General features: G+C 50.1%; 23 protein-coding genes. 9 read left to right on the top strand and 14 right to left on the bottom strand.

Annotated features, from left to right (window positions below):
* Positions 1–385 precede the first annotated feature (385 nt).
* Positions 386–3,127, bottom strand: coding sequence for a DNA polymerase I (gene polA, locus KHS78_RS18655; RefSeq protein WP_211830194.1), 2,742 nt, complete (start codon positions 3,125–3,127; stop codon positions 386–388).
* Between the two features lie 167 nt (positions 3,128–3,294).
* On the opposite strand from polA, the gene KHS78_RS18650 reads away from it, so the two are divergent.
* Together KHS78_RS18650 and KHS78_RS18645 are read left to right on the top strand one after the other, a co-directional pair.
* On the top strand, positions 3,295–3,702 hold the full coding sequence (locus KHS78_RS18650; RefSeq protein WP_211830191.1) for a DUF2782 domain-containing protein: 408 nt from the start codon (positions 3,295–3,297) through the stop codon (positions 3,700–3,702).
* A gap of 43 nt (positions 3,703–3,745) precedes the next feature.
* A complete protein-coding gene (locus KHS78_RS18645; protein ID WP_211830189.1) occupies positions 3,746–4,738 on the top strand; it encodes a homoserine kinase in 993 nt (330 codons plus the stop codon).
* A 127-nt stretch (positions 4,739–4,865) separates the two neighbouring features.
* Here KHS78_RS18645 and KHS78_RS18640 read toward each other — a convergent pair whose 3' ends face one another.
* Together KHS78_RS18640 and KHS78_RS18635 are read right to left on the bottom strand one after the other, a co-directional pair.
* A complete protein-coding gene (locus KHS78_RS18640) occupies positions 4,866–5,714 on the bottom strand; it encodes a hypothetical protein (RefSeq protein ID WP_211830187.1) in 849 nt (282 codons plus the stop codon).
* A gap of 174 nt (positions 5,715–5,888) precedes the next feature.
* The gene (locus tag KHS78_RS18635; protein ID WP_211830185.1) at positions 5,889–7,502 is read right to left on the bottom strand and encodes an alkaline phosphatase; all 1,614 of its coding nucleotides are present in this window, start codon (positions 7,500–7,502) and stop codon (positions 5,889–5,891) included.
* 442 nt (positions 7,503–7,944) lie between these two features.
* Between KHS78_RS18635 and KHS78_RS18630 the strand changes: the two genes are divergently transcribed.
* Positions 7,945–8,433, top strand: coding sequence for a hypothetical protein (locus KHS78_RS18630; RefSeq protein ID WP_211830183.1), 489 nt, complete (start codon positions 7,945–7,947; stop codon positions 8,431–8,433).
* Between the two features lie 28 nt (positions 8,434–8,461).
* Here the strand turns inward: KHS78_RS18630 and KHS78_RS18625 are convergent, their stop codons facing one another.
* The 4 genes from KHS78_RS18625 to KHS78_RS18610 form a co-directional block, all read right to left on the bottom strand.
* On the bottom strand, positions 8,462–9,376 hold the full coding sequence (locus KHS78_RS18625) for a LysR substrate-binding domain-containing protein (protein ID WP_211830181.1): 915 nt from the start codon (positions 9,374–9,376) through the stop codon (positions 8,462–8,464).
* A gap of 65 nt (positions 9,377–9,441) precedes the next feature.
* Positions 9,442–10,140, bottom strand: coding sequence for a cysteate racemase (gene cuyB, locus KHS78_RS18620; protein WP_211830179.1), 699 nt, complete (start codon positions 10,138–10,140; stop codon positions 9,442–9,444).
* Between the two features lie 255 nt (positions 10,141–10,395).
* A complete protein-coding gene (locus KHS78_RS18615; protein WP_211830177.1) occupies positions 10,396–10,737 on the bottom strand; it encodes a hypothetical protein in 342 nt (113 codons plus the stop codon).
* A 57-nt stretch (positions 10,738–10,794) separates the two neighbouring features.
* Entirely contained in the window at positions 10,795–11,013 is a 219-nt protein-coding gene (locus KHS78_RS18610; protein WP_211830176.1) for a hypothetical protein, read from the bottom strand.
* Between the two features lie 307 nt (positions 11,014–11,320).
* Here KHS78_RS18610 and KHS78_RS18605 point away from each other — a divergent pair, with 307 nt between their 5' ends.
* The 5 genes from KHS78_RS18605 to KHS78_RS18585 all read left to right on the top strand — a co-directional run bounded on the left by KHS78_RS18605 (position 11,321) and on the right by KHS78_RS18585 (position 15,166).
* Positions 11,321–12,355 (top strand): hypothetical protein, encoded by a 1,035-nt coding sequence (locus KHS78_RS18605; protein WP_211830174.1) that lies wholly within the window; start codon positions 11,321–11,323, stop codon positions 12,353–12,355.
* 97 nt (positions 12,356–12,452) lie between these two features.
* Positions 12,453–12,938, top strand: a complete 486-nt coding sequence (locus KHS78_RS18600; RefSeq protein WP_211830172.1) for a Fur family transcriptional regulator — start codon at positions 12,453–12,455, stop codon at positions 12,936–12,938.
* The gene (gene znuC / locus KHS78_RS18595) at positions 12,938–13,735 is read left to right on the top strand and encodes a zinc ABC transporter ATP-binding protein ZnuC (protein ID WP_211830170.1); all 798 of its coding nucleotides are present in this window, start codon (positions 12,938–12,940) and stop codon (positions 13,733–13,735) included. Before KHS78_RS18600 ends, znuC begins: the two co-directional genes overlap by 1 nt.
* Positions 13,716–14,501, top strand: coding sequence for a zinc ABC transporter permease subunit ZnuB (gene znuB / locus KHS78_RS18590; protein ID WP_211830169.1), 786 nt, complete (start codon positions 13,716–13,718; stop codon positions 14,499–14,501). Before znuC ends, znuB begins: the two co-directional genes overlap by 20 nt.
* A gap of 20 nt (positions 14,502–14,521) precedes the next feature.
* Positions 14,522–15,166 (top strand): nitroreductase family protein, encoded by a 645-nt coding sequence (locus KHS78_RS18585; RefSeq protein ID WP_211830167.1) that lies wholly within the window; start codon positions 14,522–14,524, stop codon positions 15,164–15,166.
* Positions 15,167–15,175: 9 nt separating this feature from the next.
* Here KHS78_RS18585 and KHS78_RS18580 read toward each other — a convergent pair whose 3' ends face one another.
* From KHS78_RS18580 to KHS78_RS18560, 5 genes are all read right to left on the bottom strand, one after another.
* A complete protein-coding gene (locus KHS78_RS18580; RefSeq protein WP_211830165.1) occupies positions 15,176–15,820 on the bottom strand; it encodes an SCO family protein in 645 nt (214 codons plus the stop codon).
* 7 nt (positions 15,821–15,827) lie between these two features.
* Positions 15,828–16,727, bottom strand: coding sequence for a heme o synthase (gene cyoE / locus KHS78_RS18575; protein WP_211830163.1), 900 nt, complete (start codon positions 16,725–16,727; stop codon positions 15,828–15,830).
* 71 nt (positions 16,728–16,798) lie between these two features.
* The gene (locus KHS78_RS18570) at positions 16,799–17,854 is read right to left on the bottom strand and encodes a COX15/CtaA family protein (RefSeq protein WP_211830162.1); all 1,056 of its coding nucleotides are present in this window, start codon (positions 17,852–17,854) and stop codon (positions 16,799–16,801) included.
* Positions 17,855–17,967: 113 nt separating this feature from the next.
* Complete coding sequence (locus KHS78_RS18565) at positions 17,968–18,588, bottom strand: hypothetical protein (protein ID WP_211830161.1); 621 nt, start codon at positions 18,586–18,588, stop codon at positions 17,968–17,970.
* Positions 18,572–19,288, bottom strand: a complete 717-nt coding sequence (locus KHS78_RS18560; RefSeq protein WP_211830160.1) for an SURF1 family protein — start codon at positions 19,286–19,288, stop codon at positions 18,572–18,574. Before KHS78_RS18560 ends, KHS78_RS18565 begins: the two co-directional genes overlap by 17 nt.
* Positions 19,289–19,338: 50 nt before the next feature.
* On the opposite strand from KHS78_RS18560, the gene KHS78_RS18555 reads away from it, so the two are divergent.
* On the top strand, positions 19,339–19,593 hold the full coding sequence (locus KHS78_RS18555; protein WP_246506670.1) for a twin transmembrane helix small protein: 255 nt from the start codon (positions 19,339–19,341) through the stop codon (positions 19,591–19,593).
* A gap of 1 nt (position 19,594) precedes the next feature.
* Here KHS78_RS18555 and KHS78_RS18550 read toward each other — a convergent pair whose 3' ends face one another.
* Together KHS78_RS18550 and KHS78_RS18545 are read right to left on the bottom strand one after the other, a co-directional pair.
* Complete coding sequence (locus KHS78_RS18550; RefSeq protein WP_211830159.1) at positions 19,595–20,920, bottom strand: protein kinase domain-containing protein; 1,326 nt, start codon at positions 20,918–20,920, stop codon at positions 19,595–19,597.
* 132 nt (positions 20,921–21,052) lie between these two features.
* Entirely contained in the window at positions 21,053–22,537 is a 1,485-nt protein-coding gene (locus KHS78_RS18545; protein ID WP_211830158.1) for a protein kinase domain-containing protein, read from the bottom strand.
* Positions 22,538–22,580 lie beyond the last annotated feature (43 nt).

The raw sequence follows: 22,580 nt of genomic DNA, 5'->3' as shown, positions 1-22,580 counted from the left end.
AGAGCTTAAAAAACACCAAACACACAAGGAGTAGAAGGAGTAGCCTTTTTGCCACTCCTATATACAGACAACGATAGTCGTAAAAAGTTCCGCTGCGCCTGAAAAAAATTTTTACGACAGTTTTCGTGCATTTCAACCAGCATAAAAAAAGCCCTGGAGGATGGGGAATTCCTGCCAGGGCCAAGGTATTCACATGTTTGGGTAGAGTCGGGGCAGACACCTACCCAAGTAAACCAACACAACACACAAGGAGCAGGTCGAAAATTTCGTCTGCTTACTTACTCAGACACCGACCTAACCAAAAAGTTCCCGTTATTAACAAAATTTTTTGATTTTTTTCATGTTTTTTGTTCGAAACGGGAACAATGCCTTATTTATCAGTCAGTTAGTGTGCCTCATCCCAGTTAACACCGACACCGACATCCACCAGCAACGGAATCGCCAGTTCAGCGGCCGCCGTCATATGCGCACGCAGACCATCAACCACTGTGTCCAGGCAACCCTCAGCGACTTCCAGTACCAGTTCATCGTGTACCTGCATGACCATCCGGGCATCAAGCCCAGACTCCGCCAGCCACTGATCCACACCGATCATGGCTTTTTTGATGATATCGGCGGCAGTTCCCTGCATGGGGGCGTTGATGGCGGTCCGCTCTGCCGCCTGCTGACGCATCTTGTTACGGGCGTTAATTTCAGGCAGATGCAAACGACGGCCCAACAGGGTTTCGACATAACCCTGCTCGTGGGCCTGTTTCCGGGTGCGTTCCATATAATCCTTCACACCGGGGTAACGCTCAAAATAGAGGTTCACATAATCCTGCGCTGACTGACGGGAAATCCCCAGCTGCTTGGCCAGACCAAAAGCGGACATGCCATAGATCAGCCCGAAGTTGATCGCCTTGGCGCTGCGGCGCTGATCCGCAGTAACGCTGTCGAGCGGTACACCGAAGACTTCTGCCGCTGTCGCTTTGTGGACATCCAGCCCATGGGCAAAGGCATTCAACAGTCCTTCGTCTTTGGACAGATGCGCCATGATCCGCAGCTCTATCTGGGAATAGTCAGCCGCAACCACCTTGTAACCTTTCGGGGCAATGAACGCCTGTCGGATTCGCCGACCCTCACCTGTTCGTACCGGGATATTCTGCAAATTGGGCTCTGAGGACGACAGGCGACCCGTCGCCGTCACCGCCTGGTGATAGGACGTATGAATACGCCCGCTGACCGGATTGACCATCCGCGGCAGTTTATCGGTATAGGTTGATTTCAGTTTGCTGAGGCTACGATGCTCAAGGATCAAACGTGGCAGTTCATGACTGAGCGCCAACTCCTCCAGCACTTCCTCCGCAGTGGACGGCTGTCCCTTGGGAGTTTTCTTGATGACCGGCAGTCCCAACTTGTTAAACAGCAGTTCCTGCAGCTGCTTGGGAGAACTCAGGTTAAATTCCTGTTCTGCCAGCTCAAAGGCTTCCCGCTCTAGCACCTGCAGCCGGTCTGCCAGTTCAATACTCTGCACACCCAACAAGTTGGCATCAACCAGCGCACCGGTACGCTCCATGCGGGACAGAACGCCCACCAGCGGTAACTCAATGGATTCAAACACGGATTTCAGCGGCGCATCCGCTTCCAGCTTTGGCCACAGGGTCTGGTGCAGACGCAGGGTGATATCTGCATCTTCCGCCGCATAAGGGCCAGCCTGTTCCAGACTGATCTGGTTGAACGTCAGCTGCTTAACGCCTTTGCCAGCAATGTCTTCAAAGCTGACGGTACTTTCACCAAGGTATTTCAGCGAAAGGCTATCCATATCATGGCGGGTGCCGGTCGAATCCAGCACATAGGATTCCAGCATGGTGTCGAAGGCGATGCCGCGCAGAGTGATGTCATAGCGAGCCAGCACGCTTTTGTCGTATTTCAGGTTCTGGCCAACTTTCAGGTGCTTTTCACTTTCCAGCAATGGCTTCAAGGCATCCAGCACATCATCACGCTCCAACTGCACCGGTGCATCCAGGTAATCATGGGCAAACGGTACGTAAGCGGCCTTGCCGGACTCTACGGAGAACGATACGCCCACCAACTCAGCCTGCATGTAATCGAGACTGGTGGTTTCCGTATCAAAGGCAAAGAGCGATGCCTGCTTCAGCTGATCCATCCAGCGATTGAAATCCGCCTCTGTCAGCACAGTTTCATAGACCCGCTCAACAGCGGCTGATTCGGTTGTAGATTCGGCGACAGCCTCTTCCGTACCCTCCTTCTGCAGCTGATTGATCCAACCTTTGAATTCCAGCTCCTGGAACCAGTGTAAAAGTGCATCGTTATCCGGGGTTTCATTGCGCAGGTCAGCCAGCGTCAGGCCGATTTCGACATCGGTCTTGATCGTCGCCAGTTCATAGGAAAGGAACGCTTTGTCGCGATTTTCCTCGAGTTTTTTCGGCATGGTCTTGGCACCGCGGAAGGAAAGGGCAGGCACCTTGTCCAGGCTGGCGTAGATCGCTTCAAGGCCACCCAGATTCTGCAGCAGCGCCAATGCCGTTTTCTCGCCGACACCAGGGACGCCGGGAATGTTATCCACTTTGTCGCCCATCAAGGCCAGGAAATCGATAATCAGTTCCGGCCCGATACCGAACTTGTTATTAACCCCGGGAATATCCATTACGGTATCCGTCATGGTGTTCACCAGGGTGACATGATGATTCACCAGCTGTGCCATATCCTTGTCCCCGGTGGAAACCACACAGTCACGACCTGCCTCGGTCGCCATAGCCGCCAGCGTGCCGATGACGTCATCCGCCTCAACTCCTTCGATCACCAGAAGCGGGAAGCCCATAGCGCGAATAACGGTATGCAGAGGCTCAATCTGACTGCGCAGGTCATCGGGCATAGGCGGGCGATGCGCCTTGTACTCGGGGTAAATATCATCCCGGAAGGTCTTGCCCTTGGCGTCGAACACCACCACCACCTCGCTGTCCGGATAATCTGACTGCATCCGGCGCAGCATGTTCACCACACCCTTGATGGCGCCGGTCGGCTGCCCCTTGGAACTGACCAGCGGGGGCAGGGCATGAAACGCCCGGTAAAGGTAGGAGGAGCCATCTACCAGAACCAGGGGGGCGGAAGTGTTTGCTGCAGGCATCAGTAACGTTTCAACTCAGTGGTTAACGGGTTATCGCAGGATTTTCACGCCGCTGCCCTGATAATTTGCCACCGGGGCGGGTAGACTATGCGCGCTCATTTTCTGCGACAGACGACTATTCTAACGCAACCACCCGGAGTGTCAGCCCGGGATATGTGAGGCTTGCCATGAAATCGCTAACCCGCCTGCTACCGTTATTGGCTGCCGCCGGCATTGTCGCTGGCTGTAATACTATGAATTCCACACCAGAGACTACCGCAGAACCTGCCAGCCAACCCATTCCTGAAACGGTTGAACCCATGGACGAAACCGCCAGGGTCCTCGCCGATGCAGTACGTGACGGCACCCTCAACCTCGATAGCAATAACCTGCCGGCAGGCACCGATGTAGTGATCCGCTCTGGCGAGAAAAAAGAAATCCAGGAATTCCGGATCAATGGCTTCCTTTACGCCATCAAAGTGACCCCCAAAGCCGGCAAACCTTACTTTCTGGTCGCGGTGGACAGTCAGGGCAACTTTATCCGTGCCGATCAGCCCCAAATGTTGATACCATCGTGGCGAATCATGGAATGGTGAACACCATCGTCCGGTACACAGAATAACGACCGTTGGAGTGGAGATGTCGGTTTACACCCACCTGGAACAGCAGGATATCGAGGCATTCCTTGCCGGTTATGACCAAGGTGAGCTGGTCGATTTCCGGGGAATTGAAGCAGGGGTCGAGAACTCCAACTATTTCGTGAACACGCAGGTTGCCGGAGAAGCGGAAGTCCGGCAGTTTGTACTGACCCTGTTCGAATACCAGCCCCGGGAACAGTTGCCGTTTTTCATTGATTTCATGAGTCTGCTGGCCGACAACGGCTTGCCGGTTCCTGCCCCCGTGCGCAACAGGGAAGGTGAAGCTCTGCTGACACTAAAAGGAAAGCCTTGCCTTCTGCAGCCGCGAATGCCAGGGGAGCATCTGGAAAAGCAGGAAATCACCGCACCGAAATGTTTCACCATTGGTCGCTATCTGGCGAGTATTCATCGGATTGGTCAATCGGCTTCTATTTCTCAGGAAAACCTGCGTGGTATTCCCTGGATACAGGCGCAGGTGGATCGGCTGACGCCCTTGCTCTCAGAGGCAGAGCGAGAATTCCTGACCGAACAATGGCAAGAAATTTCGAAAGAACTGAAGCAGTTCAGCGACCTGCCTGAAGGTTTGATTCATGCCGACCTGTTCTTCGATAACGTGCTGTTTGATAACAGTGAAGTCAGCGGCATTATCGACTTCTTCCAGTCCTGCCATGACTGGCTGATCTACGATGTCTCCGTCGCGGTTAACGACTGGTGTCTGAATGACGACCTGAGGCTGGATGCTGAAAAAACTGAAGCCTTTCTGAACGGCTACCAGTCTGTACGTCTTTTCACACCTGAAGAAAAACAGGCCTGGCCGGTCATTCAGCGTTTATCCTGCCTGCGGTTCTGGCTATCCCGACTGGTGACGTTTGTGCACCCGGAAGACCACCATGACAGCTATCAGAATGACGAAGCGGTAAGAACCTTTTTGGATCCGGAGAAGTTCCAGGCAATGCTTAGAATACGGTCTAAAAACAATTCAGCAATATCATAAACGCATTCTATTTTTCTATCACTCAAATGAGTCACAATTTAAAGATGAGTATTTATTTTTAGCTACTCATCTTTAAACTGGAGAAATATTTAACATAGTCATCTTCCGATTATTCTATACATGCTTTTTATTTTAATCTTAATTTATGCAATTCTTCCCTTATGAAATACGATGGTAACGGACATCTAAACTGGACTTTTTGTTCTTTACGAGCAAGACAAGGCATATATTGTCGAAGCAACCTCAAATAGTTCGATCGATTATGATACCCAATAGTCAACCTAATACAGTGTTTTGCCTTTCTGGCTAGAGTAGATAGTTTAAAAACATTCAGTTTTTCAACAAGGATATCAATCACTTCATCATCTTTAAAAAAACCTTCCATAAGCTTTTCTAACCATGGATATGGTTCGCACTGCATTTCACCTGAATTATAATCTTGATACAGCAATTTGTTATTTGTGCCTACATTAAACCCATACTTTACCAATGTTTCAAGACACCTTCTTTCAGCTACAATAGGATCACTACTTCCAAGGTACAAGAAACGCAAGTTTGATATTTCTATCCTAACGCCTTCATGGCTTTGTATAGGTATAGATATATGGTGAGGAATATAATCTATAGGCTGCGACAAAAGTATTTTTTCAAATGTTGACCAATCCCCAGTATTCTTAGCTGATGAAGCTCCAGCTAGAGCCTCTGTATGGGAGAGTATTCTAAGAGGCTCTGATATATTGCGCACATCCCTTAACCATAATTCTCTGTACAATTTTCCATACGCTTTTTTACAATCAAGACTTGCCCCCTCCCAATAACTTTTTGTATCTAGAAGTTTGCCAGTATATTTAGCAACACGAAAAGAGTTCCACCGATCTTGATCTTGAGTACAACTCATAACCCGCGTTGATTCTTTATAAAAACTATTAGGTCGTAACTGAGACTCACCATTACGAGGTGTTTGATATGACTTCACCTTTAACCTCTAAGAAAAAAATGTATTTTTAAACAAAGAACATAATAGAAATAAAAAAAATAAAAAATAACGACTTTGAGAAGAATAAGTGACAAACACTCGATCATTAACAAATACCAAAATTTAAAGATCACCAGCATGACGATTACTATCATGCTGGTGCATATTGAAAAATTATTTTGTCGCAATAATAGATTTTGCTAAACGACCAATATCAGTGTGGTGCACCATCTTACCGAACGGCTCCGCAGCACCTTCAGGCCCAAACGCAATCACAGGTACCGGTGTGCTGGTATGGGTACCAGTACCCCAGATGACATTCTGATCTTCCGCTACCGCACGTCCGAGAAGGTCGTGACGAATCTCTTCGCCATAGACATAGAATGCCCTGAAATCACGCACTTTCGGGAACTTGTCAGTATCCAGATACTTGTGACCGGCCACCCGGAAAGGATTGTTCTCGCTGGCAAGAATATCCTTGGCCTGTTCAACTGAGATCTTGAACTCACTGTTGGCGTTAACAATGTTCACCAGGTCTTCAGGGGTTTTATCCGTCTTGGAAAACGCTGAGAACATGTCGGGGTAGCTCATCTTCTGTTCGTAAAGACGGTCCAGAATATCGAAGCTGCCGAAATTGAAATTCGGCTTATAAGCCTGCTCTGCAAAAGCTTCACCATTCAGTGACTCCGGCGCAGGAATGTTAGCGCGCGTGTAGGAGAAACCAAATCCACCGGTTTCATGGTCAGCCGTGATAACAACCAGCGTATCGTTACGGTCTTTCACCCAGTCGTAGACATAGCCGATCGCTTCATCAAACTTCAGCATTTCATGCAGCATGGTGCCGGCATCATTATCGTGGCCCGCCCAGTCAATACGGCCGCCTTCGATCATCAGGAAAAAGCCGTTTGGGTCCTGAGACAGGATATCCAGTGCCTTGGCGGTCATTTCCTTCAGGGTCGGTTCCGTGCGCTCGGGATCATTCTTGTGACGTGTATGCTGAATACCATCGGCCATACCGGAGTACGCAAACAGGCCCAACAGTTTACCACTGTCAGCCGCTTCAAATTCACTGCGCGTCAGAGCCACCTGATAGCCCGCATTTTTTGCATCAAGCAGCAGGTTTTTGTCGTCTTTACGCTTGGATTTGATCCTGACCGCACCGTCAGTACGCTCGGTCAGTTGCTGATATAAATCACCCTTGTCGTTGACGCTCTTTGGAATCCAGTGGCGAAGCCCGCCGGAAAGCATGACATCCACTTCGGTTGCCAGCATATCTTCAGCAATCTGGTTTTCCAGGGAGCGATGCGGGCGGTGGGCCGCAAAGGAAGCCGGTGTCGCATGGGTCAGGCGGGTGTCGGAGACCAGGCCCGTAGCTTTTCCGGCCTTTTTGGCCCGCTCCAGTACGGTTTCAGCCGGATTACCCAGGGCATCCAGGCCAATGGACTCTGACGGTGACGGTTCACCTGTCGCCAGCTGGGAAGCGGAACTGGCTGAGTCGACCACGATATGGTACGCCGGATTATGCTGAGACATACCGAGTACGCCGACATCCATGAACTGCGCCATACCGGTCGGCTCACCCTGGTAGATGGAGCCCGGCGCGTTAGTGGCATATTCCTGCAACAGGCCCACTTGCTGTGGCCCCATCCCGTCACCAATCATCATAATGACATTCTTGACGTCTGGCTTGGCGGCAGCGACCTGCTGATCGGTCGACTGGCATCCCGCCATAAGGACGGCGGAGGATAACACGCCGAAAATGATGGTACGTTTAAATGGTGTTTTCATGAGCAGTCTTTAGTTGTTTTATGACGTGTGGCTGATCGTAAAGTCCGTTTATGAACACTCGCGGTCAGTTTGATGACTGTTCCATGACAAAAACACCGTTGCTGGGCACACGGTTGTTATCACAGAAAAACCAAGGCTGGCGGAGCCATCTGCTCGTCCATTTTTATCGTTCCGCCTCAGAAAGACGTCGTCTTTCATAAGACATTGAGCAGATAGCGGGCAATGCTAACACGGCACACCGCCTGCACTTCAATGCCAGTGACTTTTATCAGAACGACCGCAACGTTCGAAACGAGCAGAGCAATTACCTTGCCATACTGCCGTATTTTTTCCGGACACTCCCTCCAGTCAAGCCGTTTCAGCTGATTCACCACACATTGTCTAGACTGAAATAACGTGCCGCAAAACCACAGAAAGCCCACAGAAAAGGACATCCATTACCATGCTCAGGGACAGGCTGAAAAACAGGGGGCTGGTCAAACAGTACAAGGATTTTCTTGCATGGGCGATGGATGCTCATGACAAGCGCAAGAAAGTGATTCGTCCTCTGGTTAACGCGGTTTTGGTGGCTGCCGGTGTCGCCAAATGGCACCGACGGCTGTTTGGCCGCCCGGGTTATGACAAGATTTTACTGATACCCCGTGCAGATGGTTTGACACTCGCACAACAGGAAGAAGAACTGACAAACATCATTGAGCACGCCAAGCCACTCATTATTGAGCATATTGCCTTCGTCACGGATAACCGCGGCTTTGATGCAACACCCGGCGACCTGTTTTCCCGGCTGGCAGACAGTGATCTGAGTGAAGATGACCTGAAGAATCTCCGGGAACTCTACAATACACGGCTACAGAAAGCCCTGAATGCCCGCTTCCCTGAGCGATGGCTCAAACGCAACAGTCAGGACAATTCCCAAAACAGTCAGCCATAAAAGCTACGCTGCCTTTCTACGCTGCTGGTCACATGGGCAACGACCAACCAGCAGCACATTGTTTCGCCAGTAATGACCAGAACCGTTCTGCGCCGGCATGCAACCTGACATCATTGCGGTACAACATCACATCGACAGCTATGCGCCATTCTTCTCCGCCTAATGGTTGAAGTTGTCCACAACGTAGCTCGTCCGTGATCGCATAATCCGGCAACCAGGCGATGCCTTTGCCCCGCAACGCCATCACCTTCAGCAAATCCGTCAGGGACGATTCCATGACCGAGCGAAACTGCAGAGTATCCGCACTTTTTTTCAGCAGGGTATTCACCCGACGCCCCATATGGGAGCCCGGACTGTAACGCAGCAAAGGTAATGGCTGTCCTGCTTCCAATTGGAACAGGGGGGCTCCATCCAGATCACTGGCGCACACCGGGCGCATCCACGTCTTGCCCAGTGGCAAACTGGCAAAGGGCGGTTGCATCAGGGCATCGATATCAAATCCCAGCAAGAAATCACAACGTCCCTGTTGCAGAGCTTCTACAGCCAGATCCATATCAATACTTTCCACCCGGCTGCGCGTAGCAACATCAAATTTGCCCATATGTTCGAGCAGATTGGGTAACTGAGAGAGCGAAAGGGAATGGGAGGCGGCAAAATCAATGGGCTGACTACCAGGTTCGTCCAGGCCATGAATCTGGTTGAGGCCTTCTTCCATCTGTCTGAGCAGGTTCCGGGCAGTCGTACGGAACAGACGCCCCTGTGGGGTGAGGCTAACCGGTGTTGTCCCACGGTCAATCAACTCAATGCCGGTTGCCTGCTCCAATGACCGGATACGACGCCCGAATGCAGGCTGCGTCACATTGCGCTGCGCGGCCGCACGGGAGAAATTCCGCAGGTCGGCCAGCGCCAGGAAATCCTCAAGCCATTTCGTTTCGAGATTCATACCGTCACTCAATTTACGCCCGGTGCAGGGAGGGGTTGGGTGCGGCAAAGTATTTCAGACTATCCTCAGGCCGCCAATGCGGGACTATCGTAATACCAATGGACGCAGGCATCCGCCAGCAACGCCGTGGCATCGAGGCAGGCTTCCGGTTGCTCCATCGCCAGGCGGGCCAGTCCAACCGGGATTTCCGTACATCCCAAAATCACCGATTCAGCCCCCTGATCCTTTAAATCCGCAAAAATGGCTTCCATCATGGCGGTACCTTCCTCCATGCACCCGGCCTTGATTGCATAGATCGCTTCCATCATGCGAGCCTGACCCAGCTCATCCGGCAATAGCGTTTGACCACCCATGGCATCGATCCGGCGCTGGTATAAACCCGCGGCTACCGTTGCTGACGTTGCCATAACCCCAATGCGCGACAGGTTACGCTGCTGAATCTCAGCCATAACGCAATCCAGAATGCTGATCATGGTCATGGAGGTCTCGGCCTGAAGGCGTTCAAACCAGAAATGGGCCGTATTGCAGGGAATCACGACACAGGTTGCGCCACTTTCTTCCAGCCGATGCAGGCCGTCCAGCATGGCGGGGAAGGGGTCTTCACTGCCCTTCAGGATGCAGGCACTGCGATCCGGGATCTGGGGGACATTGTGCACCAGCATGGGCATATGCTCCTGGTCGGAGCCTACCCCGCAGCGCATAACGACTTTCTGCATGAAATCAATGGTTGCCAGAGGCCCCATGCCTCCCAGAATACCGAGCATTGTCCTGTTCTCCCGCCAAGGCATCCGCAGCCGGCCCAGTCTGTGTCCGGTGCCATGAATGTATACGCTATGATTCCCTGCCTGACTGATCGTGTGAAATGCCCAAAAGGAAAGGCCAATGCCGGAACGGCAATCCGGGAGCGATGGGCTGGACTCAAACAGAAAAAACCTGCCAGAAAGGCAGGTTACAAGGGCTCACGCAATATAGCTGGATAAAATAGCCTGCCAGTATGTCAGGCTATGCTCCAGAGGCGTTTAATGATCATCCCCATGATCGTGATCATCGTGTTTTTTCGGGCGTTTCTTGTGGCCATCGGCGCGATCATGACCATGATTATCATGGTCTCCCGCCTTGTCACGGGGATGGTTATGACCACGATGCTCACCCTTGGCACGGCGCTTGGCTTTGATTTTTTCACGCTGTTCCGGGCTAAGGCTCTGCCACCAGGCCCGCCGCTGCTCGGGCGTCATGTTCTTCAATTGTTCCTTGGTGACGCGCTGCCCGCCAGAGCGGTCAGACTCCTGCGCCATTGCCTCAGAACCAAAAAGCATAAAACCCACCAGAACAATCGCAAATGACAACCGTTTGTCTGTCATGATGACACTCCCTGTCCGTCAGTCTTTTTTATGATAGTTGTAAATGCAGTCAGGCAATCAGTCTATGCAAATACATCGGGTCTGTTCTTTCACGAGACAGGGCGGCAGTGGCATTGCCTGCCCCCGGTTGTCTTTTAACTTTTCGCCAGCAATTTGATTAGCCGCCATAAATCGAGCCTGTTGTTCATTATCAGCCTCAATAATAATGCTGTCGCTCTTATAATCCTGCCAAATGCTGTCAGAGATATCGATAGGTTCAATCCGGTAGTGTGGCATAAACAAGTCCTTTTTATCTTCCTTAATCCTAATCAACTCGCATCAGTGCCACTTATAATAAAGATGCCAGCAAGAACAGCATAACATGTACAAATAAGACATAATATATTCTTTTTTCGCCGCTCTTTATTAAACAAGGAACTGTTTTTGATTTATAAGGTCAAACGTAAAGGCAAGCATCATCTATACAACGCTGAACCTTTTATGGTTCAACACGTAAAAACAACCAGGAAATTGATTTAATAATAAACACGGAAATTTAACAGCTTAAACTATATCCAATGACAGAAAGCCTGAGGTATCAAAAATGCTAGCAGCTTTACCATCAATTTGTAATATAAAGCTATTTAGCAACAACCATACAGTTTCAGCTTTTGGAGAAGAGACAACGTCTTCTCCTGAAGCCAATTCAGAGAACTATATTCCTAAAGCACCATCATCCACATTAAAAAAACTAAAAGAATATTCAATTATCGCATTGAAGATTGTCGTGACAATCATCATTCTGCCGATAGCCTGCGCCCTAAGCATACCGGCCGCATTCCTTCGATTAATTGTTGAAACATGTAAGAATCGCTACAAGCATTATAAGAAATACCACCCAGGCACACACTGCATTAATCCTATAGCAACATACAGGAACAAAAAGAAGATCTGTGCAGAGTTAAAAGCATATTGTAACCACATAACACCTAAGTTGAACAAACTTATCTCATCAGAAAGTACTAAAAAAATGATGAAGCCATTGGTTGATTCAATTAAACCAGACACCTATGAGCAGCTAAACACAATTAAAATCAACCTTAACGAGAGAATAGAGCGATTACATGAAGCTTTCTTTGATTTATACAAAGAGAAAGAGTTACGAGAAATAAGCCCAGAAGAAAATAAAGAAATAGAAGGACTACTAGACCAGATATCAGAAACTTATAGCCAGCTTGAACAAGTCGTTTCAGCCATACCTGAAGATCAATTTGAAAGCGGAACCAGTGAAAACGACAACCTTTTAACAAAGTTGTTTGCGTCACGCAACCGGTTTTCAAGATATGCAAAATTATATCAACGAAACATAATATGCCCTCATTGCTGTCCACTATGCGTCTCTTCTGTCGGAGAGCTCATGCCATATTCCTGGCGTGCATTTCTCTTTACTCTAAATACTTCACTGTATTTCCCTTGCTTATCCTTTGTAGGAGCATACCGGACGGCTGAAATGGTTTTATCAGAGATCTGGGGCACCAGGAAACCGGTTAACTATTTCCCATGGCACCCTGGGAAAGCCCATAGATTTCCTTTCTCGACCAGTGAACGAACAGGCATCGAGGCACTTGCGCCTAAGTAAGTAACGCATTCCATTCACCGGATCAATAACTCAGCCTCTCCAAATAGCTCAATAGTGTTATAATGTATCGTTTTTTGTTTTTTATGGGTCGCCTCCCTTGCAGACGAACGATACTGCTTACTGTACTCACAACCATGACCAGTGCATTGCCAGCGCACTGGATCAGGCAGAGACCCTTTGCCGACGGCAAGGTGCGCGCCTGACACTACTCCGTCGCCAGGTGCTGGAACTGGTCTGGCAGAGCCACAAGCCAGTCGGTGCGTACGAGATCCTGGCAATGCTGTCCCAAACACTGGAACGCAGTGCTGCACCGCCCACCGTATACCGGGCACTGGATTTCCTTCAGGCCCAGGGACTGGTTCACCGTATTGCCTCCCTGAATGCCTATATTGGCTGCCCCCACCCTGAACAGCCCCATGAGAGTTCGTTCCTGATCTGTGAAAAATGCCGTAATACGGTTGAGCTGGATAACGCCGTGATCAGCACCGCCATCGCACAGGCTGCCAATACCAGCGGCTTCCTGGTCAATCATTCCAGCGTCGAACTGACCGGGCTGTGTCCCAACTGTCGGAAACCGGATTAATGAACAACCCGTTACTGCAGCTGAAAAGCGCCAGTGTCTGTTTCCAGGGCCGCACCGTGCTGGAAACCATTGACCTGACCCTAAACCGGGGTGAAATCGTGACACTGATCGGCCCCAATGGCGCCGGCAAAACCACCCTGGTTCGTGTCGTGCTCGGCCTTTTGAAGCCAGATACCGGGCAGCGAACCCTGACCTCCGGCATTACGATTGGCTACATGCCACAAAAGCTGCATGTGGAGCCCTCCATGCCGCTGTCAGTCCAGCGGTTTCTGGCCCTTGCCGGCGCCAACCGAAAAAACATCAGCGCGGCCCTGGTCAAAACTGGCGTTCCCCATGTCAGCGAAAGTCCCCTGCAAACCCTTTCAGGCGGCGAAATGCAGCGGGTATTACTGGCTCGCGCCCTGTTACGTAAGCCCGATCTGCTGGTACTGGACGAGCCGGTACAGGGTGTCGATGTGAATGGCCAGAAAGAGCTGTACCACCTTATTGGCCAGCTTCGTGATGAAACCGGCTGCGGTGTACTGATGGTCTCCCACGACCTGCACCTGGTCATGGCGGCCACCGACCGGGTGATCTGCCTCAACAGTCACGTCTGCTGCTCCGGCCACCCGCAACAGGTCAGCCGCCACCCGGCCTATCTGAAACTCTTTGGCGGGGAATCGGAAGAACTGGCCGTCTACAGCCACCACCATGACCACCAGCACGCTTCCTGCGGCGAAATCATTCCTGAATCCTCAACGGACGCTTCCACCACCGAACACACACGGACGCAAACACATGCCGGATTTTCTGCTTAACGCCCTGCTGGCCGGACTGGGCGTCGCCCTGGTTGCCGGCCCTCTTGGGGCGTTTGTCGTATGGCGAAGGATGGCCTATTTTGGCGATACACTGTCTCACTCTGCCCTGTTCGGGGTTGCCCTCGGCTTGCTGTTGGATATCAACCTGAACATTGCCGTCATGGTCTGCTGTGTGGTGCTGGCCCTGTTCCTGGTCGCCCTGCAACAGAAACGTTTCATTGCGACGGATACCCTGCTGGGTATACTGGCGCACAGCGCACTCAGCCTGGGGCTGGTAGCTGTCAGTTTCATGGATAATGTTCGCATCGACCTGATGGCTTACCTGTTTGGTGACTTGCTGGCTGTCGGTACCGAGGATCTGTTCTGGATCTATGGTGGCGGGGCACTGGTCATGACACTGCTGTTATGGCTCTGGCGGCCGTTGCTCGCCATGACGGTTCACGAGGAACTGGCTGAGGTCGAAGGCATCCCCGTACGCAAGGTGCGGCTGGCACTGATGGTGCTGATTGCCCTGGTCATTGCCGTCGCCATGAAGATTGTCGGTGTCCTGCTGATTACCGCCATGTTGATCATTCCTGCGGCCACGGCCCAACGTCTGGCACGTACGCCTGAACAGATGGCCATCGGCGCCAGTCTGTTTGGCATGCTGGCGGTACTGGGCGGCCTGGCGCTGTCCTGGTTCCAGGATACACCGGCGGGTCCTTCCGTCGTGGTCTGCAGTACCCTGCTATTCCTGCTGACGCTGGCTTCACCGCAACGTCGTTAACTGTGATCAGGATTTTCACCATGAACGATACGCTGAAAACGATCCTTGAAAACCGCTACACCACTAAGGTCTTCGACCCCGACTGGCCGGCTGACGAGCAGAAAATCCAGACCTTGATCGAGACGTTGCGCCTGGCGCCGTCGTCCATCAACAGCCAGCCCTGGCATTTCTTTGTCATCTCCAATCCCGATGAACGGGCGCGACTGGCAGAATCCGCCTGGGAGAACAACAAGCCCAAGTTCTGCGACGCGTCACACCTGTTTGTGTTCTGCGCCAAAACCCAATTTGATGAAAATGACGTTCACGCCATTGAAGAACTGACGGCGGGTGTCCGCGGTATGGAAATCGACGAAGAGCGGCTTAACATGCTGACCAGCTTTGTCTCTGGCAAGCCTTCGGAAGAGCGCAACCAGTGGCTCAAGCAGCAGGTGTACCTGGCCTTTGGCCAGTTCCTGTTATCCAGCGCCATCCTTGATCTGGATGTCTGCCCGATGGAAGGATTCAGCACGGAAATGCTGGATGAACTAATGGGCTTGAAATCTCGAGGGCTGACCAGCGTCGTTTTAGGGCTTGTCGGTAATCATGCCGAAGGGGATTTCAACCATCCCTCCAGAGCCCCCAAGGTCAGATTTCCCAAAGAGCAGGTTGTGACTGAAATCCGCTAACGGCCACAGCTAAAATCCACGGTCGACCGACTGCAGGCTCTTCGCCAGCTGGGCAGCCAACAGAGGGGGACGGATAAATCCATGGTAATCCCCCTTTGGATTGACCAGCACCACATTCGCGCTGTGCTCCACCAGGTAGTCGTCTTGTGTTGTATCCCCAACCGGTGTGAAGGCGACATTCAACTGCCGGGTCAGCTCGTAGATATTCGACATATCCCCCGTTACCCCGGCAAAATCCCGATTAAAGAATGGGACATATTTCGCCAGCTTTTCCGGGTTATCCCGCTGCGGATCCACAGTCACCATAACCACTTTAAAACGCCTGGCCAACTCGCTGTCCAGTGCCTGGAGCTCCAGGCTCAGCTCATTTAATTTGGCCAGGGTCGTTGGGCAGACATCCGGGCAGAACGTGAAGCCAAAGTAGAGCAGCGTCCAGTGGTCTTTCATGTTATCCACAGAGAAGGGTTGATTCTCATGGTTGACCAGTGGCGCCATGGAAAAGGTGCGGGGTGTTTCAAAGATAAAAACACCCTCATCACGTAACTTTTCCCTGTCGAGCGGCGGGGACTGTGTAAATTTATTGAATGTCAGCCCCAGAATGACCGCAACCACCGCCAGCAGAGCAAATACTGTCATTCGGACTGATTTCGTCATGGCACCCTCACAGCGGCAAATAGTGATCCACCAACAACACCACAAACAGTAGCATCAGATAGGTGATGGAGTAGTGGAATGTCTTGATGGCAGCATGCTTGCGTGTCCCGCGATAAAGGACTGTTGCCCAATACATAAAACGTAATCCCAGGACGGTTGCGCCTGCCAGATAAATCAATCCGCTCATACCGGTCAGGAAAGGCATCAGGCTGACCAGAAACATCACGATGGTATAGAGCATGATATGCAGCTTGGTGTACTGCTCACCATGGGTGACCGGCAGCATCGGAATATCCGCCTTGGCGTATTCGTCTTTGCGGTGAATAGCCAGCGCCCAGAAGTGCGGTGGTGTCCAGGCAAAGATAATCAGCACCAGCAGCAGCGCATCGCCTTGGAAGGTCCCTGTGACAGCTGTCCAGCCCAGCAGGGGAGGGGCAGCGCCGGCAATACCGCCAATCACAATATTCTGTGGTGTGGCGCGCTTGAGTATGGAGGTATAGATCACCGCGTAGCCCACCAGGGACGCCAGTGTCAGCCAAGCGGTCAACGCATTCACCATTGTAATGAGCACAGCCATGCCCAAGACACCGATGACCAACGCAAAGGTCAGCGCCACGGCCGGCTCAACCTTGCCAGTCGCCACCGGGCGCTTACGGGTTCGCGCCATCAACAGGTCAATCCGCCGATCAACGATATGATTGATGACCGCAGCAGAGGCTGCACACAACCCAATCCCCATATTGCCAAACAACAGGATATCCAGCGGCACCATGCCCGGCGTTGCCAGGCACATACCGATCACGGCCGTCAGCAGCATCAGTGCGACAACCTTGGGCTTGCACAGTTCCAGGTAGTCTCGCCAGCCAGCCGGTTGGGCTGCCAGCTCAAGTTTGTTTGTCGTCGTCATAACATCCTCTTTTTTATAGTCACTTCCATGCCATTTTTGTAAGAATTCTTGTCGTATTTATTTTCCTCTCACTACGCAACGGTATTTCGATTCACTGCAGAAAGCCGGTAATTAAAGGCAATAATGGTTGCCAGCAGGAACGCGCCGCCCAGGTTGTGTGCTACGGCAACGGGTAGTGGCAGATAAAACAGAATATTGCTGATACCCAACGCCACCTGCACACCAAGCGCAAGGGTGACCAGGACAGTTAACAACGGCAGACTTTTATCGTTCCGGGGAGTCCTGCGCAGCCATAAGAACGCAGCAGCAATCATCAACAGCACAATCACGGTCGTAGCAACAGCACCGATGCGATGCACGAAATGAATGGCTGTCCGGGCGGCACTGTCCATCTGTCCTCCGAGGTAATTGGGACCAATAGACTGCGCGAGGTCAAAGCCCTCCGCAAAATCCAGTTCTGGTAGCCAGACACCATGGCAGGTAGGAAAATCCGGACAGGCCAGCGCCGCATAGTTGGAACTGGTCCACCCACCCAGGAAGACCTGAAAGATCACCACCAACAGCGCAACACCACCCAACCGCTTCAATGTGGTCACCGGCGGACCTGATAAGGTTTTCACTGAAAGCGGACTGAGTCGCAACGTCAAAAGCAGCAGCAGGCTCAGTGTGGCAAAGCCTCCCAGCAAATGAGCGGTGACAACCTGGGGCCAGAGCTTCAGAGTCACCGTCCACATACCGAACAGCGCCTGACAGATGATCAGCCCCAGGATAAACAGGGGCAGCTTCAATGGAAGACGATGTTCTGAGGATTGTTTCCGTGCGCGCCATGCAAACACCGCAATAGCGGCCACCAGCAACAGCAATGTGCCAGCCACATAGCGATGAATCATTTCCGCCCAGCCTTTGAAGATATCCACTGGGTCATCCGGAAAACGCGTCTGGGCGGTAGCAATTTCGTGCGCCTCATTGGGCACAGTCAGGAAGCCGTAACAACCGGGCCAGTCAGGGCAGCCGAGCCCTGCATGCACCAGCCGTGTCCAGGCCCCCAGGCCAACAACGACAACGGACAGACAGGTGGCGACAAGCGATAAAATAAACAGACGACGCTGCTGTGGAGCTACTGTCATATGGCATTCTCCCTGGTCTCGACTGCGGATCCCTCGCAGTTACACCGATTGTTATAGTTGTTTTTGCGGGTAACGGATGTCGGACTGCCTTTACGACATAGTTCTTCTATTCTTCAGCCAATCTTGCTGGCCTTCAACAGTTTTTCGAGATCCTTGAGCATTTGCTTGCCGGTATGGTCCGGGCCATAGTGCATCATGATGTTGCCGAGTGGATCCACCAGCAGGATAGGATTATCGCCCATGACAGATTCAGGCAACTGCTTTTTCACCTCCGCCAAATCCGCTTTAAGGATTTTCAGGCCCGGATGTTCACGTTGCTGCTCATCGGATAATGACAGTCCATCACTGATCAGGTAACGATTCATACGGGTCGCATTGCGCCCCAGGGCAATATGCACCTGGCGGCTGAGATACAGGGCATTGGCGCAGGATTCTGTACAGCCGCTTCCGGCCAGCACCAGCATGCCCCATTCGCCATCCAGAGCCTCAGCGTTCAGCAGGTTACCCCCTTCATCACGCACCCCCATGGTATTGAGGTTCACGGGCGGCATAATCAGGGCACCATTATTGATACGCCCTGTCGGCAACCATGCACCGGAGTAATACATCCATGTTGCCAAAATCATCAACGTGATCGGCAGCATCAGAATGAACAGCGCCTGTAACCGCCCGCGCTTACCGGTCGGCTGAGGGACTGTATCGGACATCATTGGCTGTTCAGTTTCCTTCGTCATCTGTGCGTCCTGCCGTTTTGAGGTAATAACCACCAATGCCCAGCAGCACCAGCGCCATCAGGAACCACTGAATGGCGTATCCCAGGTGCTTGCCAGGCTGCATGTTGATCGGGTGAAAGTCACGGGTGAGGCTGCCGGGTTGATGTTCGTCCAGCACCAGGAACCAGGCTTGAGGCACAGCCTCCAATACCTCACTCATCCGTTCGATATCTAGCGCCTGAATGACTTTGGGCCAGCTGTCTGACCAGTGATCCTCCCCCAGCAGAAACGCCTTGCCAGCCGGCTGCCAGGCAAGGCCATCGAGGATATTATTGCCCTGTGTTGAAGGAATGGCGGGTATCTGCGTTTTATCCGGACTACCGGCCAGCCAGCCGCGAATGACCAGCATCAACTGTCCACCGTGCGTCATAAACGGGGTGACCACATGATAGCCGGAGCGCCCACGGTGAATTCGGTTATCCAGCAGAAAGGTCTGATCGTCCAGGTAACGGCCCTCAGCCTGCAGACGGTAAAAGCGGGGATCATCCAGTGTTCGGAGGGTTTCGGGTGAATGCTGGGCTGACTGCTGACGCGATAATAACTGCGCTTCCAGATCCAGCTTTTCCTGGTAGCGGCTCAACTGCCAGAACCCCAGGCCCGTGAGCAGAGGGAACAGCAACAGCATCAGTAAGACAAGTTTCGTTTTAAAGTTCCACATCATCTGCACTGCGCGTCGGTGGCGGCATACTGCCTTCCCGCCGCAGGCCTGTTATGCTGGTCTCTGGAGTCGAGATCAGCGAGCCCGCCGACATGTGGTTAAAAGTGATTATTGTTGTTCTTCTGCTGGCTGTCATCGGTAGCCTGGCCAGTGGCTTCTACTTCCTGATCAAGGACCGGAGCGGTTCACCACGGCTGGTCTGGTCGCTGACAACCCGAGTCACCCTTTCAGCCATCATACTCGCCCTGATTGTCTATGGCCACATGAGTGGACAACTGGAGGTGTCAGCGCCCTGGCTTTACCGTTGAGTCAAAACCGTAACTGTGGTTCTGGTAGTAACTTAAGCTTCCCATAGGCCTGAGAAACCGTGAGCCGCTGATGCGTATCAAATTGAACCAACCCTTCAATCACCCCGTAATATTGCCCTAATCTATGCTTTTGACTCTGCAATTTTTTACTTACGGCACTTTTGTAGAATTCTTTTATTTGATCTGACGTACATTGCGAGGCTTTGAGGTCCCTTTCATCAGGGTTTAACAGTTCTCCTGTCAGCATTTCAAAAAATGTTGCCCCCAAAGAATAAGCATCTGCTGCACGAGCATCTGTATCAATGGCTGGCAATCCTCCCTCTTTCAAGAAGAAGTTGAATTTATCACACGGTAAATCATCAATAGAATAAAGAAAGCGTGTATACATTTGTGGTGATACATACCCAAGTGTTCCATAAAAAATCTCAGCCGTTTTTTTATTAAAAACAGGCATATATTTCTTTTTACCTTTATACATTTCTTTATAGTGGTGGGCGTTACCAAAATCTCCCAACACAAATGTATTGCCCTTCTTGAAGACATTTTCAGGTTTCACATCGAGATGAGCCCAACCTTTGTGATGCATATAATCAAGTGCAGAACTTATTTGTATCATACAAACATGTTTATCTTTTTCATTGATAGCCCTCCTGGAAACAGCATCCCCTAACGTACAATCCATCAAGGGCAAAGGAATTCCAGGGTCTTGCTCATCAAAACTCTCAATCATCTCAAAGTCGTCGCCTTTAGTATTCGAATCACTCTCTTCTTCTGCAGATTCACTAACCAAAGAGAAGAGAGTCATTTGTTTCACCTGACTTTCATTCTTCGATAGCTGTAAACGCTTCATGAGATTAGGGTGAGACAAATCTGAAAGCGCTTTATTTTCTTTATTATGAGATCTTTCACATTGCTCTACTATTTCAGCAGGAAACTCTTTGCTGCAAGAATGAGGTTCACTTGTGAGCTTAACCTTGTATGCTATTGGCTGTGTTTCCGCCGTATCTTTATTTATCACTGCAGCATTGTAACGAAATACTTTGCTATATTCTCCATCCCCAAGCATATTATTAGTCTTATTGCCCTCAAGAACATGCGCCACATTATATTTTTTACGTAGTACCTTGTAAGATCTTAATTTAGCTTGTTCATCAGCGTATTCTTTAAACCAATCGCCAATACGTTTAATAAGATTACCAATACACTCACATATGCAGACAAAACGACAACAGAAATAGCCTTCATCCCTAAAACCAACTTCAGATGAATTACCAGATTGGCTAGTATGAGCAGTAGTATTGACTTTTGTAGCAGTAGTTTTATTCATAACAAAATCAACTATATGTATTTATCAATAGCAAAACCATCAACAAAACTCCTCGACCCCAAAAAACTCAAATTCACCAATTCAATTGATCTTGAAATTAAAAATTGCATTAATCGTATAATATTTTTCTCTCTATTGTGGTATAGGTACTTGGCTGAGCCTGCTCTCTGCTGTGGGAACAGTCATTCGATCTCTGCACTTTGATTGTAACAACGACGCCACAATATCATAATACCCTCCCAAACTTTCTTTATGCTCCCTCAAAAGTCGATTAACATTCTGCTGAAAAATATCTCCAATTTTATGAAGGGGTTTATCTTTTATATCACTAGGTGTTGGATTTACTCCCGTCAACAATTCAAATAGAACAATTCCTAGTGAATAGGCATCTACAGCACGAGCATCGGTTTCGAAGTGAGGGTATTGTCTATTACCGGTTTTTATAGCTTCTGTCGCTGAGGGTATTTGGTATGCGCTTAACGTATTGAGACTTAACCTCGCATGCATCTGTGGTGAAAAATAGTTAGGTGTTCCAAAAAAGAGTCTAGGGCCATTATTAACGTACACAGGTATAAAATCCATACTTCCTTCATACATTTCACTATAATGATGTGCACACCCCCAATCACTCAATAGCCAGTCATTATTTTTTTTGAGTATATTGTTCGGGTTAATATCTAAATGCACATAGCCACGTTGATGCGTGTAAGCAACTGCTCTAATCATCGCTCGTGCAACATTATCTTTTTCCTTGGTCGATAATCCTCCTGCTGTCATTTTATCCTTGAGTGTCGAATCCGCTAGCGGTAATGGAATACCGGAAGGTTTAGTTTTAACAGATTCAACATATTCAAATTCAAAGTCAATATTAACATCAATGTTACCGTCATTTGGGATGCCCTTACTTTCCGCTATCGCCGCCGCCAGGGCTTTCTTTTCTTCATCTGAAAGCGCCAAGTCTTGCTTTTCTTCCTCTGAAAGCGATTGGACCGCAATAACAGCCATTTTTTTTGCTTGCCAAGTATCTCCCTCTACAATCACAGGCTTAATAATATTGGGATGATCAAGTGTAGCCAGAGCTTTCTTTTCTTGGCTATGAAAATATTTCGCCTCTTCACTGACACCACTTTTTCCCATCACTTCTTTAAATACACCAGCAAGTGCCTTTGATCCATCAACTGTTTTATATGCAATTTCCTGTTGATGAAGTTTAGGAGCATAATAATGACTTACAGGTTCCTCATTTTCATTATCATTCGTTGAATATACAGGTTTTTTCACTTTTGCCTTGGATGTATCTTCCGTTGTCATCTTATAGCGCTCAACTTTACCAAAGTTTCCTTGACCTAGAGTATTATCTTCTCCTGCCGTCTTCTCCAGAACGTGACTGACATTATAAGCTTTCAACGTCTTTTTATAGGATCTATCTACCCACCAAATGTAGAGAGCTTGTTTTATCCACCATTCATGAAGAGATTTCCTTAAATAATTTATACATTCACAGATTTTGACACACCAACAGCAAAAACAGCTTTCCTCTTCGGGAGATTCTGTAGATAAATGATCGACGGATACACTATTCAACTCGACATTCTGAGAGGCTGCAGCGCTTTCCATAAATGACACTCCATAAATAAAATTCTGTAATTCTATTTATATT

It is taken from the genome of Kistimonas asteriae (assembly GCF_018263925.1).
GTDB lineage: Bacteria > Pseudomonadota > Gammaproteobacteria > Pseudomonadales > Endozoicomonadaceae > Kistimonas > Kistimonas asteriae.
The sequence above is the reverse complement of the archived record's forward strand: the minus strand, read 5'-3'. Positions and strand labels throughout refer to the sequence as shown.